The 13,009-nt window shown below is 72.2% G+C and carries 12 protein-coding genes; 11 read left to right on the top strand and 1 reads right to left on the bottom strand.

Annotated elements, in window-relative coordinates; translation table 11 throughout:
* Nucleotides 1–10 precede the first annotated feature (10 nt).
* From EXU48_RS03195 to EXU48_RS03170, 6 genes are all read left to right on the top strand, one after another.
* Nucleotides 11–1,033: a TIGR03842 family LLM class F420-dependent oxidoreductase gene (locus EXU48_RS03195; protein ID WP_133106157.1), complete on the top strand. Its 1,023-nt coding sequence runs from the start codon at nucleotides 11–13 to the stop codon at nucleotides 1,031–1,033.
* A 34-nt stretch (nucleotides 1,034–1,067) separates the two neighbouring features.
* On the top strand, nucleotides 1,068–2,021 hold the full coding sequence (locus EXU48_RS03190) for an ABC transporter permease (RefSeq protein ID WP_133106156.1): 954 nt from the start codon (nucleotides 1,068–1,070) through the stop codon (nucleotides 2,019–2,021).
* Complete coding sequence (locus tag EXU48_RS03185) at nucleotides 2,018–2,860, top strand: ABC transporter ATP-binding protein (protein ID WP_133106155.1); 843 nt, start codon at nucleotides 2,018–2,020, stop codon at nucleotides 2,858–2,860. Before EXU48_RS03190 ends, EXU48_RS03185 begins: the two co-directional genes overlap by 4 nt.
* Entirely contained in the window at nucleotides 2,857–3,615 is a 759-nt protein-coding gene (locus EXU48_RS03180; protein ID WP_133106154.1) for an ABC transporter permease, read from the top strand. Before EXU48_RS03185 ends, EXU48_RS03180 begins: the two co-directional genes overlap by 4 nt.
* A 57-nt stretch (nucleotides 3,616–3,672) precedes the next feature.
* Nucleotides 3,673–4,830 (top strand): ABC transporter substrate-binding protein, encoded by a 1,158-nt coding sequence (locus tag EXU48_RS03175; RefSeq protein ID WP_133106153.1) that lies wholly within the window; start codon nucleotides 3,673–3,675, stop codon nucleotides 4,828–4,830.
* 98 nt (nucleotides 4,831–4,928) lie between these two features.
* The gene (locus EXU48_RS03170; RefSeq protein ID WP_133106152.1) at nucleotides 4,929–6,248 is read left to right on the top strand and encodes an aspartate aminotransferase family protein; all 1,320 of its coding nucleotides are present in this window, start codon (nucleotides 4,929–4,931) and stop codon (nucleotides 6,246–6,248) included.
* Nucleotides 6,249–6,264: 16 nt separating this feature from the next.
* On the opposite strand, the gene EXU48_RS03165 is transcribed toward EXU48_RS03170, so the two are convergent.
* A complete protein-coding gene (locus EXU48_RS03165; protein WP_207947613.1) occupies nucleotides 6,265–8,115 on the bottom strand; it encodes a lipase family protein in 1,851 nt (616 codons plus the stop codon).
* A gap of 149 nt (nucleotides 8,116–8,264) precedes the next feature.
* On the opposite strand from EXU48_RS03165, the gene EXU48_RS03160 reads away from it, so the two are divergent.
* From EXU48_RS03160 to EXU48_RS03140, 5 genes are all read left to right on the top strand, one after another.
* Complete coding sequence (locus tag EXU48_RS03160; protein WP_133106151.1) at nucleotides 8,265–8,966, top strand: GNAT family N-acetyltransferase; 702 nt, start codon at nucleotides 8,265–8,267, stop codon at nucleotides 8,964–8,966.
* Nucleotides 8,967–9,021: 55 nt separating this feature from the next.
* On the top strand, nucleotides 9,022–9,357 hold the full coding sequence (locus tag EXU48_RS03155) for a TraR/DksA family transcriptional regulator (protein ID WP_133106150.1): 336 nt from the start codon (nucleotides 9,022–9,024) through the stop codon (nucleotides 9,355–9,357).
* Between the two features lie 153 nt (nucleotides 9,358–9,510).
* The gene (locus EXU48_RS03150) at nucleotides 9,511–10,224 is read left to right on the top strand and encodes a hypothetical protein (protein ID WP_207947612.1); all 714 of its coding nucleotides are present in this window, start codon (nucleotides 9,511–9,513) and stop codon (nucleotides 10,222–10,224) included.
* A gap of 19 nt (nucleotides 10,225–10,243) precedes the next feature.
* Nucleotides 10,244–12,328 (top strand): sensor histidine kinase, encoded by a 2,085-nt coding sequence (locus EXU48_RS03145; RefSeq protein ID WP_133106149.1) that lies wholly within the window; start codon nucleotides 10,244–10,246, stop codon nucleotides 12,326–12,328.
* Nucleotides 12,325–12,999, top strand: coding sequence for a response regulator (locus EXU48_RS03140; RefSeq protein ID WP_133106148.1), 675 nt, complete (start codon nucleotides 12,325–12,327; stop codon nucleotides 12,997–12,999). Before EXU48_RS03145 ends, EXU48_RS03140 begins: the two co-directional genes overlap by 4 nt.
* The last annotated feature ends 10 nt before the right edge of the window (nucleotides 13,000–13,009 follow it).

The following is a 13,009-nucleotide window of genomic DNA, read 5'->3' as shown; positions in this document are numbered from 1 at the left end:
AGGAGCGCACATGGATCTCGGCATCGTCCTGCAGACCAACCCGCCCGCCTCGCGCGTGGTCGACCTCACCGTGGCCGCGGAGGAGGCCGGGTTCTCCCATGTGTGGACGTTCGACTCGCACGTGCTGTGGGAGGAACCGTTCGTCATCTACTCGGCGATGCTCGCCCGCACGCAGCGGGTGCTCGTCGGGCCGATGGTGACCAACCCGGCCACCCGGGACTGGAGCGTCCTGGCGTCGATGTTCGCCACCCTGAACGAGATGTACGGCAATCGCACCATCTGCGGGATCGGGCGGGGGGACTCGGCCGTGCGGGTGCAGGGCGGGCGGCCGACCACCCTCGCGAGCCTGCGGGAGTCGGTCGGCGTGATCCGGGAGCTCGCCAACGGCCGGCAGGCCACCGTGGGCGAGAAGACGCTGCGGATCCCGTGGATCACGTCGTCCCAGCTCGAGGTGTGGGTGGCGGCGTACGGGCCGAAGGCGCTCGCCCTGGCCGGAGAGGTGGGGGACGGGTTCATCCTGCAGTTGGCCGACCCGGAGATCGCCTCGTGGATGATCACCGCCGTTCGCGCCGCCGCCGAGGCCGTGGGCCGGGATCCGAGTGCTATCGCGTTCTGCGTGGCCGCACCCGCGTACGTGCTGCCCGACGGCGGACCGGAGGCTCGGGCGCATGCGCTGGAGCAGTGCCGGTGGTTCGGGGGGATGGTCGGCAACCACGTCGCCGACATCGTCGCGCGCTACGGCGACGGCAGTGCGGGAGTCGTGCCGCAGGCCCTGACCGACTACATCAAGGGCCGCGAGGGTTACGACTACGCCGAGCACGGCCGGGCCGGGAACACCCACACCACGTTCGTGCCCGACGAGATCGTGGAACGGTTCTGCATCATCGGCACCCCGGAGGAGCACCTCGCCAAGCTCCGGGTGCTGGCCGACCTCGGCGTGGACCAGTTCGCCGCCTATCTCCAGCACGACGCCATCGACGCCACCCTGGAGGCCTACGGCGCGCACGTGATCGACCGGTTCGCCGCCGTATGAGGCCGCCGGTCGCGATCGGCGGACGGGCCCGCCGATGAGCGAGCACACGACGGCGACCGCGGTCGCCGAGCGCACCGCCGACCCCGCGGCGGCCCTGACCACACCGCCCCACGAGCGGACCGGCCGGACGCGGCGGGTGCTGATGGGGGTGCTCGGGGTCTTCGCCGTGGGGGTGGCATGGGAGGCCTACAAGTTCATCGGCCCGGACGACGGGGTGGTGGTGGCCGGGGTGCGGATCCTGCCACGGACCACGGATATCGCGATGCCGCACCTGTGGGACATGGCCGTCCGGCTGACCGAACCGGTGACCCGGGCCGAAGGGGCGGACCTGCTCTGGGTGGCCACCGCCAAGGCAGCAGCCTTCAGCCTCGGGGTGGCCGCGCTGAGCTGGGTCATCGGAGTGAGCGTGGGCCTGGCCCTGGCCCTGCTGATGCAGCGGCTGCGTACTGCGGAGTCGGCGGTGCTGCCCTGGGTGGTGCTGTCCCAGACCGTCCCGTTGATCGCGCTCGCCCCGCTCGTGCGGAACTGGGGCTCACGGCTGTCCGTCGGACCGATCTCCTGGGAGAACTGGATGTCGGTCGCGGTCATCGCGTCCTACCTGGCGTTCTTTCCGGTGGCGGTCGGTGCCCTGCGCGGCCTGAAGTCCCCGGACGCGATCCACGCCGACCTGCTCCGCTCCTACGCGGCCTCCTGGTGGCAGACCCTGATCAGGCTCCGGCTGCCGGCGAGCGTGCCCTATCTGCTGCCCGCCCTGCGCCTGGCTGCCGCGAACGCCGTCATCGGCACCGTCGTGGCCGAGGTGTCCATCGGCCTGCGTGGCGGGATCGGGCGGATGATCCTCGAGTTCGCGCAGTCGGCGGCCGGGGACCCGCCGAAGTCCTGGGCACCGATCTTCGGCGCCATCGTTCTCGGTCTGCTCGCCGCCGGCGCTGTCGCGCTGCTCGGCCTGGCGCTGCGCCGCTACCGACGTGGAGAGGAACCCGCATGAGTACCACCGAGACCACGGCACCTCCCGGGCGGGCCGACGCAGGTGTGCCGGCCGTCGCCGTCGCCGGGCTGGACAAGACCTTCACCACCTCCGACGGCCTGACCCAGGCCCTCGAGGGCATCGACCTGGCGGTCGCCGCCGGTGAGTTCGTGTCCCTGATCGGGCCCTCCGGATGCGGCAAGAGCACCCTGCTGCGGATCATCGCCGACCTGGAGCGGCCCACCTCGGGGGAGGTTCGGGTGTTCGGGACGTCGGCCCCGCAGGCCCGCCTCGACCAGGCCTATGGCATCGCGTTCCAACAGGCCGGGCTGCTCGGCTGGCGCACCGTGGCCGCGAACGTCGAACTCCCGCTCGAACTGCACGGCGTGGGCAGGTCCGAACGCCGGACCCGCTCCGCCGAACTGCTCGACCTGGTCGGACTGAGCGAGTTCGCTGCCCGGTTCCCCGACCAGCTCTCCGGTGGCATGCAGCAGCGGGTCGCGATCGCCCGGGCCCTGGCGGAGCGGCCCCGGCTGCTGCTCATGGACGAACCGTTCGGTGCCCTGGACGAGATGACCCGGGAACGGATGCAGACCGAGTTGGCCCGGATCAGCGCCGAGACCGGCGCCGCCGTCGTGTTCGTCACGCACTCGATCTCGGAGGCCGCGTTCCTGTCCGACCGGGTGGTCGTGATGTCGCCGCGACCCGGCCGGGTCACCACCACGGTGACCACCGGGCTCGGTCCGGTCGGCCAGCGCACCGACGCCCTGCGGGAGGACCCCCGGTTCTTCGAGGCGGTCACAGCGATCCGGGAGGCCCTGCACGCGGGCAGTGCGGGCGGCTCCGGGGAGGCGACATGAACCTCGTGGCCCGCCGGGTGCTGCCACCGGTGGTCCTCGGTGTCGTGGCGCTCGTGATCTGGCAGGCCACGGTCACGGTGCTGGCGATCCCGGAACTGGTGCTGCCGAGTCCGTCGGCCATCCTCGCCGAGACGCTCGCCTACCTCCCGGTGCTGGTGTCCGCGGCCCTGGTGACCGGGTGGAACGCCCTGGTCGGCCTCGTCATCGGCAGCGTCCTCGGGATCGCACTGGCCCTGGTGGCGGCGAACGCCCGGGTGTTCGACGAGCTGACGGTGCCGCTGGTCGCGGCCCTGGCGGTGATCCCGATCGTGGCGCTCGCGCCGGTGCTCTACACGATGTTCGGCGCGGACCTGCAGTCCGCCCGGCAGGTCGTGGCCGGCATCAGTGTGTTCGTGCCGGTCTTCCTGAACACGCTGCGCGGCCTGCGTCAGACCCGGCCCGTGCACCGGGACCTGATGCGGGCCTACGCCGCCACCCGCCGGCAGGCCATGCGCACCGTGACCCTGCCGACTGCTCGCCCGTTCATCTTCACCGGCCTGCGGATCGCGTCCTCACTCTCCGTGATCGCCGCCCTCGTGGCCGAGTACTTCGGCGGCCCACGGGGTGGGCTCGGCACGTTCATCACCGCGTCCGTGGCAGGCAGCGACTACGCGCGGGCCTGGTCCTACGTCCTCGCCTCGATCGTGCTCGGCCTGATCTTCTACCTGGCCGCGCTCGCCGTCGAGACCCTCGCGCTGCGGCGCCGCCCGGCCTGAGGCGACCACCGCCGTCGGGCCCTGAAGCACTCGCACCACCCAACGGAAGGAACCACGATGAGGCATTCAAGACGACTGGCGATCGGCGCCGGGGCGGTCGCGGCAGCGCTGCTGCTGGCCGCCTGCACCGTCGACGACGGTGGCGACAACGGCACCGGATCGGGCGAGACCGGTGGCGACGGTGAACTGACCCAGGTGCGGCTGCAGCTGCAATGGCTCACGCAGGGCCAGTTCGCGGGCTATTTCGCCGCACAGGACCAGGGCTTCTTCGCCGACGAGGGTCTCGAGGTGGAGATCGTCGAGAGCGGTGGCGACATCGTGCCGCAGGACGCCCTGGTCAACGGGGACGTCGACTACGCGATCGCGTGGGTGCCGAAGGTGCTCGGGTCGATCGAGCAGGGCGCGAACATCACGAACATCGCGCAGATCTTCGAACGGTCCGGGACACTGCAGCTGTCCATGGCGGACTCCGGGATCGAGACGATCGCGGACTTCGAGGGCCGCCGGGTCGGGTCCTGGGGCTTCGGCAACGAGTGGGAGATCTTCGCCGCGATGACCCAGGAGGGTCTGACGGTCGACGACATCGAGCTCGTCACCCAGGGCTTCGACATGCTCGGCTTCCTCTCCGGAGACATCGAGGCCGCCCAGGCGATGACCTACAACGAGTACGCGCAGGTGCTCGAGACCCTCAACCCGGACACCGGTGAGCTGTACCAGCCGGAGGACCTGAACATCATCGACTACAACGAGGTCGGGTCGGCGATGCTGCAGGATGCGATCTGGGCGGACACCGAGCGGCTGGCCAACGAGGAGGGCTTCGCGGAGACCACGACCGCGTTCCTGCGCGCGGTCATCCGCGGCTGGGTCTACGCCAGGGACAACCCCGAGGAGTCGGCCACGATCGTCACGAACGCCGGGTCCACCCTCGGTGAGAGCCACCAGCTGTGGATGACGAACGAGACGAACCGGCTCATCTGGCCGTCCACGAACGGCATCGGGCTCGTCGACCAGGGCACCTGGGACAACACCGTGGACATGGCCCTGCAGACCCAGAACGAGACCGGTTCGACGCTGATCACTGCACCGCCGCCGGAGACGGCGCTGGACATGCAGTACATCGAGCAGGCGCTCGAGGACGTCGAGGCCGAGGGCCTGGACGTGATGGGCGCCGACTTCCAGCCGATCGAGGTGGAACTGGTGGAGGGCGGCAACTAGGCCCCGCCACGCAACCTCACCCACCCCGTCCACACTGGGCCGTGCCCGGCGATAGCCTCGCCGGGTACGGCCCACCCAGAACAGAAGGCTGATCATCGATGACGGACACCGACCTCGGCGCCGAGGCACTGGCGCTGGACAAACAGGTCTTCCACTCCTGGTCCGCGCAGGCGCACCTGAACCCGATCGCGATCGCCCGCGGCCAAGGCTCGCGGCTCTGGGACCACGCGGGGCGGGAGTACCTGGACTTCTCCTCGCAGATGGTCAACACCAACATCGGGCACAGTCACCCGAAGGTGGTCGCCGCGATCGCCGAGCAGGCGGCCGAGCTGGCCACCATCGCCCCGCCGACGGCGAACCTGGTCCGGGGCCGCGCCGTCGCCGAGATCCTGCGGCACGCACCCGAGGGTTTCACGAAGGTGTTCCTCACCAACGGCGGGGCGGACGCCGTCGAGAACGCGATCCGGATGGCGCGCCTGCACACCGGACGGGACAAGGTGCTGTCCACCTACCGCAGCTACCACGGGAACACGGGCGCCGCCGTCGTCGCCACCGGTGACTGGCGGCGGATCCCGAACGAGTACGCCCGTGGGCATGTGCACTTCTTCGGGCCGTTCCCGTACCGGTCCGAGTTCTGGTCCGACTCCCCGGAGCAGGAGACCGAGCGCGCCCTGCACCACCTCGAGCGGGTCATCCTCAGTGAGGGGCCGAACTCGATCGCGGCGATCCTGCTCGAGACCGTGCCCGGCACCGCCGGCGTGATCGTGCCCCCGCCGGGGTACCTGACCGGGGTCCGGGAACTGGCGACCCGGCACGGCATCATGCTGGTCCTGGACGAGGTGATGGCCGGGTTCGGCCGCACCGGGCACTGGCTCGCCCTGGACGGGGTCGACGGCGGCACGGTGGTCCCGGACCTGGTCACGTTCGCGAAGGGCGTCAACTCCGGCTACGTGCCGGTCGGCGGGGTGATGATCTCCGAGCCGATCACGAAGACGTTCGACGACACGGTGTTCCCCGGTGGGCTCACCTACTCGGGACACCCGCTCGCCGCGGCGTCCATCCTCGCGGCCCTGCGGGCGATGGAGTCCGAGGGCATCGTGGCCAACGCGAACCGGATCGGGACCGACGTGCTCGGGCCGGGCCTGCGCGCGCTCGCCGAGAAGCATCCGATCATCGGCGAGGTCCGGGGGATGGGCGTGTTCTGGGCCCTCGACCTGGTCACGGACCCGCAGGCGCGCACCCCGGCGCCGCCGGCCACGGTCGGGGCGATCAAGGCCGCGTGCGCGGACCGCGGCCTGCTCGTGTTCGCCGCGGAGAACAGGATCCACGTGGTGCCGCCGTGCATCGTGACCGATGACGAGGTGGCCCAGGCGCTCGCGATCTACGACGAGGTGTTCACCGAGGTCGAGGCCGGCTGACGGGAGCGGGCCCGGCTCACGGGCAGTTCGGCTCCGACGGACTGCCGGCGAGCCGCTCCTGGGTCCACCGCACGACGTCGGCGTTCAGTTGCGACCCGGTGGCGAGCACGCTCATGTGGGTGCCGTCGGGGTAGCCGTGGAACTCGACGTCGACGCCCTGACCGCAGAGCAGACCGACATAGTCGGTGTTGATCCCGAACTCGATCACCTCGTCGGCCTCACCCTGTCCGATGAACACCGGCGCGGCCCACGGGCCGGTCGCCGTGTTCTCGGTGAGCCGGTCGCCGAAGGTTCCGGCGAGCGCGTCCGGGTCCACGATCGGCTGGTCCCGGGCGACCGAGAGGCCGGCCAGGATCGTGACCAGGGTGCCGCCCTCGCCGGTGCACCGGGACGCCGCCTCGCGCACGATCGTGCGGCCGGCCGGAACCACCGTGTCATCGAGGGCGAGGTCCGGATAGTACCGGGTGTAGGAGTCCACCACGAACGCGATCCCGAGCGTCGCCCCGGCCGCGTCCGGGTGGGCCAGGACGCTGTCCGCCAGGGCTCGCGGGTTGCTCGCGGGTGAGAGTGCGGCGGTGCCGAGGACATTTAGGTCCGGTGCGTAGTCATCGGCCAGCTGCCCGGCCCAGAGTGCCCCGTGCCCGCCCTGGGAGTGTCCCCAGATGACGGTCTGGTCGGACAGTGACGTGGTCTCCAGCTGACGTGCGGCCCGGGCGGCGTCCAGCACCGCCCGGCCCTCACCCTCACCGATCAGGTACGGGTCGTCGCCTGCGGCGCCCATGCCGGGGTAGTCGGACGCGACCATCGCCCAGCCCAGGTCCGCGAGCTGCGCTGCGGCCGGCTGGCCACCGACGGTCAGGGCGTCGGGTCCGATCGAGGGGGCACAGGCCCGGGCCACCCCGACCGTCCCGTGTGCCCAGGTGATCAGCGGGACCGGACCGTCGGCATCCGCGGGGACCGCGAGCATCCCGCTGCTGGGCACGACCTCGCCCCAGGCGTTCGTGGTGGTGTAGAAGATCCGGAAGCCGACCATCCCGTCCGGCAGGTTGCCGGAGTACTCCTCCCACCGGATCAGGTGCCCGGGGGTGTCCGGCAACTCGCCCGGGGTGTCGAAGAAGGAGTCCGCAACGGGGATGCCGGCCCGCAACGTGTGGCTGATCCATCCGGCACCGACGGCCAGCGCGAGCACCGCCGCGGCGCCGACCCAGCGCAGGACCGCCGTGCGGCGATCCCGGAGTTCGGGACGATGCCCGGGCCGCCACACCTGTTGCCCGGCGCGGATCAGCAGCGTCAGGCCGAACAGAACGGTGCGAGCCCCGAAGAGCACCGCGATCACGATGAGGGTGGCGTCCGGCCAGAGCAGAGCCAGTACCCCGAAGGTGACCTCGGCGATCCCGAGCATCGCCTCGGGTGCTCCCCGCCAGGTCCGGCCGACGATCGGTCGCAGCACCGATACGCAGCCGGACACGATCATCGCGATCGCGATGGCCGGCCCGAACAGGCCGACGTCGCGTCCGAGCCAGACGATCACAACGACGCCGACCGCGATCCAGAACCACGGGAGGAGCCGGTCCGACAGCGACCGCGCCGACGTCGCACCGGCCGGTTCGGCGCTGTCGACCCCGCCAGTGCGCAGTGCCGCCGGGCCGCGTCCCAGCAGGTCGGCGACGCCCGAGACCACGCAGCTCGCCCCGACGTAGAAGCCGAGGACGCCGAGCGCCCCCAGCGGGTGGCTCACCAGCACCAGCCCGGCCGCGACCAGGATCACCCCGAGCACCGCCGCCACCCACCACGGCGCTCGAGCGGTCACCCAGGGCAGCGCCCGGATCCGGTCCCGCCACCACCGCTTACGTCGGTCCTCGGTCATCTTCGGGTCTCCCAGCGCACCTCGGCGCGTGGTCGAACAACCCGTTCGACCGGCTCCGTCCCATTCAACCGATCAGGGTCGTCCGTCGTCCAACGTGACGCGCCCGAATTGAGCGTGATCGCCGCCGATGTCGACGGCTAGGGTGACGCATGCCCGAACGCCGCACGCATGCCGAGATCCACCCCGACGAGGGCCTGAGCCCTGCTGCCCTCTGGCCCTTCCCGGGTCTCTCCGCTCGGTCGGGCGACCTCGAACTGCGCTACCTCGACGACGACCTGCTGTTCGCCGTCGCCGCCGTCGCCGCCGCCGGGGTGCATGCCGAGGGCTTCATGCCGTTCGACCACCCGTGGACGCGCGGGACCCCGGCGGAGGTGGCCCGCAGCGTGCTCGCCTACGAATGGGGCAAGCGTGCGGCGATGTCACCCGCGGGCTGGACGATCGAGCTCGGCGTCGTCGTGGACGGTGTGCCGGCCGGGATCCAGGCGATCGACGCACGGGACTTCACGGTGGCCCACACCGTCGAGACCGGCTCCTGGCTGGGCCGCGCCCACCAGGGCCACGGTGTCGGGACCCGGATGCGGGCGCTGATGCTGCACCTGGCGTTCGCCGGCCTCGGCGCCGAGATCGCCACCACCAGCGCCTGGGCGGACAACGGACCCTCCAACGGGGTCACCCGCAAACTCGGCTACACCACGAACGGGGTGCGGCTGGAGGCCCGCGAGGGCAAGCCCGCCGAGAAGCTGCACTATCGCCTGGACCGGGCGGACTGGGAGGCGAACGCGTCCGCACGGCTGCCGGACGTCACCCTCACCGGTACCGAGGCGGTGCGGGAGTTCCTGCGGATCGACTGACCCACCGGGCGCGGGCGAGGTGGAATGCCCGTGCCTCACGCCGCGTTGCCTCCACATGCCCGTCGACCCCCAGGCCCGGCTGCGCGAGCGGCGAGCCACGCTCGAGGCGCGGCTGCGCGGCCTGACCGCGTCCCACGCCGAGATCGTGGCTTCCTCGGCGTCGTCGAACGCCGACGACGAGCACGACCCGGAGGGCTCGACGATCGCCTACGACCGGGCCCAGATCGGTTCTCTGATCGCCGACGCGGAGCGCGAACGCGAGGAGCTGGACGCGGCCCTGGTCCGGGCCGCGGACGGGACGTACGGCGTCTGCGAGCGATGCGGTCGGCCGATCCCGGCCGCTCGGCTCGAGGCCCGGCCGGCCGCTCGGACCTGCGTCACCTGCGTCTGAGGGTCCCTCGACCCGGTCCCGCCGGAACTGCCCGGCATCCCGGGACGCACGGCCCTGTCGGCCGGGACGGTGGGTCACCGAGCATGGCGTTCCTCAGCCCGCGCGCCCCGGTCACGGTGACCGGCCCCGGCGGGTGTGTGAAGGAGAACCATCATGTCCACTCATGCCGTTGCGTCCCATCGGGTGCCGCCGAGCGGTCCGGCGCCGGAGCGCACGTCCCGCGGCTGGGCCCTCGCCGGCGTCGGAGCGGGCCTGGCGGGGATGGCGAGCATCTACCTGTCGCTGACCGTCAGCCCAGCGTACGACCCGGCGGCGCCACCGACCCCGGAGTCGATCACCGCGCACCTTTCCACGATGGTGCCGCAGCTCCTCGGCTTCCACGTCGCGACCATCGTCGCCGGGCTGGCGCTGATCCCGTTCGCTGTCGGGCTGCACCGACACCTGACCCGTCGCACCCCGGCCGGGTCGCTCCTGCCGGGCGTGGCCGCTGTCGGGCTGGTCGTGCTCTCGGCCGTGCTCGTGCTGGGATCGGGCCTGGACACCGAGTTCGTGTTCGGGCTGACCGAACCGGAACTGCTGGTCGCCACCGACGTGTCGTTCTACTCGCACTGGGTAGCGACGATCCCCTGGCTCTGGGTCACCGCCGGCGTGAGCGGGCTCGCCCTCGGCCTGGCCGCAATCCGGCACGGCGCATTCGGTCGCGTCGTCGGTCTGGTCAGCGTGGTCCTCGGCGCCTTGATCGTCCTGGTCGGGGTCTCCCCGCTGCAGTACATGGCGGGCTTCGTCGGCCCGATCTGGCTGCTCGTCGTGGGGCTCGCGGCGCTGCGCGCGCAATCACGGCCGGAATTCGCCTCGGCGGGGCGCTGATCGTCCCTACAGTTTGCTCATGTCAGAGCCCGGCGACGGCGGACGCGGCGGTCACGGACCGCCGCGCCCGGGGTTCGTGGCGGCCTGGGCGGCCGGACTGCCCGGACTCCTCGCGTTCCTCGGTCTGCTGCTGTTCCTGGCCGCCCGACCGGTCGGCACGGTCGACGACCTGTTCCTGATCGTGGATGTCATGGTCGGCCTCGTCTACGGGGCGGTCGCGGCCCTCGTCCTGTCCCGACGCCGCCACCCGGTCGGCTACCTGGTGGCGCTCACGGCGCTCGGTGGCGGACTGTCCGCGCTCGGCGGCGGGTGGCGCATGTTCACCGAGAGCCGGGGCCTGACGCCCGGCCCGCTCGCGGACACGTTCGGCTGGGCCTGGGTCCCGGGCACCCTCGCGTTGTTCCTCGTGGTGCCGTGGCTGGTCCGGGAGCGACCGCTCGGGTCCGCCTGGTGGGGGCCCGCGACCGGGGGACTGATCAGCGTCGCCGCCCTGGCGGCGAGCCTGGCGGGCAACTACGCGATGCTCGCGGGGGTGCTCGTTGCCGCCGTCGGCTTCGGGGCGGTCACCGCGGCCGCGGTGGAGGTCCGACGGCGGAGGTCGCCCGAGTCCGAGGCGGTCGGTCTGGGCTGGCTCGGCCTGGGCACCTTGGTGCTCGCCGTGTCGTTCGTGCCGCTGCTGGCGCCGGTGGGGACCGTGCCGGACTGGCTGACCCCGGCGCTGCACCTGGCCAGCCAGGCGCTGTTCCCAGCGGCGATCCTCACCGTGATCCTTCGGCAGCGGCTCTGGGGCATCGAGCTGGCGGTCTCGCGAGCGCTCCTGGCCGGGGTGCTGACGGCGGCGCTCGCGGGGATCTATCTCGTCGCCGCGTTGCTCGCCGGGGTGCTGGTCCCGGGACAGGGCGTCGCCCAGGCGGCCGCGGCCGCCGCGGTGGTCATCGCGGTCGGACCGACACGTCTGTGGTTCGCCGCGCGCATCCGGCGGCTGGTGTACGGGGTCGCGCACGACCATTGGCGGGTGGCCGGGTCGATGGGCACCCGGATCGGACGAACCGGCACGGACGAGGGCCTGCTCACCTCGCTCGTCGAGAGCGTCGGGACCGCCCTGCGGCTGGAATCGGTGACCGTGCGCGGCACCGAGTGGGCCGCGCCGCCGGCGGATGCGACGCTCCGGCAGCCGCCGGGACCGGTGCTGGCTGGTTGGGGCTCCCCGACCGGCACGCCCGTGGCCCTTCCACTGGTCTCCGGGGAACGGACGATAGGGACCCTGGAGGCGACGCCGCGACCCGGCGAGACCCTCGACCTCACCACCCGTGGTGCCCTCGACGAGCTCGCGGCCGTGATCACCGCCGGTCTTGTGCTCACCCGCACGGCCGAGGAGCTCGCGCGGACCCGTCGCCGGCTGACCGACGCGCGGCTGCAGGAGCGCCGGGTGATCAGGCGGGAACTGCACGACGGGCTCGGGCCATGGCTGGCCGGCCTGCGGCTCGGCCTGCAGGGGGTGGCGAACACCATCGCGGACGACCCGGCGGAGGCCGGCCGGATGCTGCGGACGCTGCAGCACGAACTCGACCAGCGGATCGAGGACGTCCGCACGATCGCGCGCACGCTGTTGCCGCCGGTGCTCGAGGAGCTCGGGCTCGAGCCGGCCCTCGTGGAACTGGTGGCCCGGCACCGGCAGAGCGGTTTCGACGTGCGCCTGCGGTACGCCGTCGACTCGGACCTGCCGGAGGCCGTGGCCGCCGGCTGTTACGGGATCGCGTCCGAGGCCGTGCTGAACGCGGCCCGGCACAGCGGCGCCGACGGGTGCGACCTGGAGGTACTCGAGGACGGACCGACCGTGCGCGTGTCCTGCCGGGACGACGGCGCGGGCTACCGCAGCGACGCGCGCGCCGGGGTCGGCACCCGGTCGATGCGCGAACGCGCCCAGGATCTGGGCGGGACGGTCGAGGTGCACCACCTGCTCCCGCACGGCACTGCGGTCGAGGCCATCGTCCCCGTGCGCCCGCCGGGCGTGGCCACCGGGACTCCCGAGACCGTGGGCACTGTGGGCACTGTGGGCACTGCGGGCACTGTGGGCACTGTGGGCACCGTGGGGACGCCATGACCGGGCCGATCCGGGTCGCCATCGTCGACGACCACCCGGTGTTCCGGCTCGGCATGACCGGCCTGCTCGGCTCCCTTCCCGGCGTCGTGGTCGTGGGTCAGGCGGCCGACGCCGCCGAGGCCCGCGCGCTGGTGACCGCGGACGTGGACGTGGTGCTGATGGACCTGCACCTCGGCGGCGACTCCGGCATCGAGGTGACCCGGGACCTCGTCCGTGCCCATCGCGGGCTCGCCGTCCTGGTGATCACCATGAGCGACGACGAGGAGGCCGTGGTCGCGGCGGTTCGCTGCGGCGCGCGGGGCTACCTGCTCAAGACCGCCGGCCCGGACGCGGTGGAACGGGCGATCCGGGCGGTGGCCAACGGGGAGATGATCCTCGGTCCCCAAGTCGCGGCCCGGGCGATGTCCACGCTCGTGTCCGGGCGCACCGCGGTCCGCGTGCCGTTCCCGGAACTGTCCGCGCGGGAACGCGAGGTTCTCGACCTGGTCGCCCGCGGCCATGACAACGCGGCCATCGCCCGCCGGCTGGTGCTCAGCCCGAAGACGGTCCGCAATCATGTGACGACCATCCTGACGAAGTTGTCGGTCTCGAGCAGGCCGACGCTGATCGTGCGGGCCCGCGAAGGCGGACTCGGCGGCATGGAGGCGTCGGAGGAGATGGGTCCGGCCTGAGACCGGCGCA

The sequence above is a fragment of the Occultella glacieicola genome, from assembly GCF_004353825.1.
Classification (GTDB): domain Bacteria; phylum Actinomycetota; class Actinomycetes; order Actinomycetales; family Beutenbergiaceae; genus Occultella; species Occultella glacieicola.
Note: the sequence above shows the minus strand (reverse complement) of the source record. Positions and strands in the feature narration are given on the sequence as shown.

Bases quoted from the DNA above. Each gene is read 5' to 3' on its own strand.
- EXU48_RS03180 (WP_133106154.1), top strand. From the start codon at position 2,857: ATGAACCTCGTGGCCCGCCGGGTGCTGCCACCGGTGGTCCTCGGTGTC.
- EXU48_RS03160 (WP_133106151.1), top strand. From the start codon at position 8,265: ATGCCCGAACGCCGCACGCATGCCGAGATCCACCCCGACGAGGGCCTG.
- EXU48_RS03140 (WP_133106148.1), top strand. From the start codon at position 12,325: ATGACCGGGCCGATCCGGGTCGCCATCGTCGACGACCACCCGGTGTTC.
- EXU48_RS03175 (WP_133106153.1), top strand. From the start codon at position 3,673: ATGAGGCATTCAAGACGACTGGCGATCGGCGCCGGGGCGGTCGCGGCA.
- EXU48_RS03165 (WP_207947613.1), bottom strand. From the start codon at position 8,115: ATGACCGAGGACCGACGTAAGCGGTGGTGGCGGGACCGGATCCGGGCG.
- EXU48_RS03190 (WP_133106156.1), top strand. From the start codon at position 1,068: ATGAGCGAGCACACGACGGCGACCGCGGTCGCCGAGCGCACCGCCGAC.
- EXU48_RS03195 (WP_133106157.1), top strand. From the start codon at position 11: ATGGATCTCGGCATCGTCCTGCAGACCAACCCGCCCGCCTCGCGCGTG.
- EXU48_RS03185 (WP_133106155.1), top strand. From the start codon at position 2,018: ATGAGTACCACCGAGACCACGGCACCTCCCGGGCGGGCCGACGCAGGT.
- EXU48_RS03155 (WP_133106150.1), top strand. From the start codon at position 9,022: ATGCCCGTCGACCCCCAGGCCCGGCTGCGCGAGCGGCGAGCCACGCTC.
- EXU48_RS03170 (WP_133106152.1), top strand. From the start codon at position 4,929: ATGACGGACACCGACCTCGGCGCCGAGGCACTGGCGCTGGACAAACAG.
- EXU48_RS03145 (WP_133106149.1), top strand. From the start codon at position 10,244: ATGTCAGAGCCCGGCGACGGCGGACGCGGCGGTCACGGACCGCCGCGC.
- EXU48_RS03150 (WP_207947612.1), top strand. From the start codon at position 9,511: ATGTCCACTCATGCCGTTGCGTCCCATCGGGTGCCGCCGAGCGGTCCG.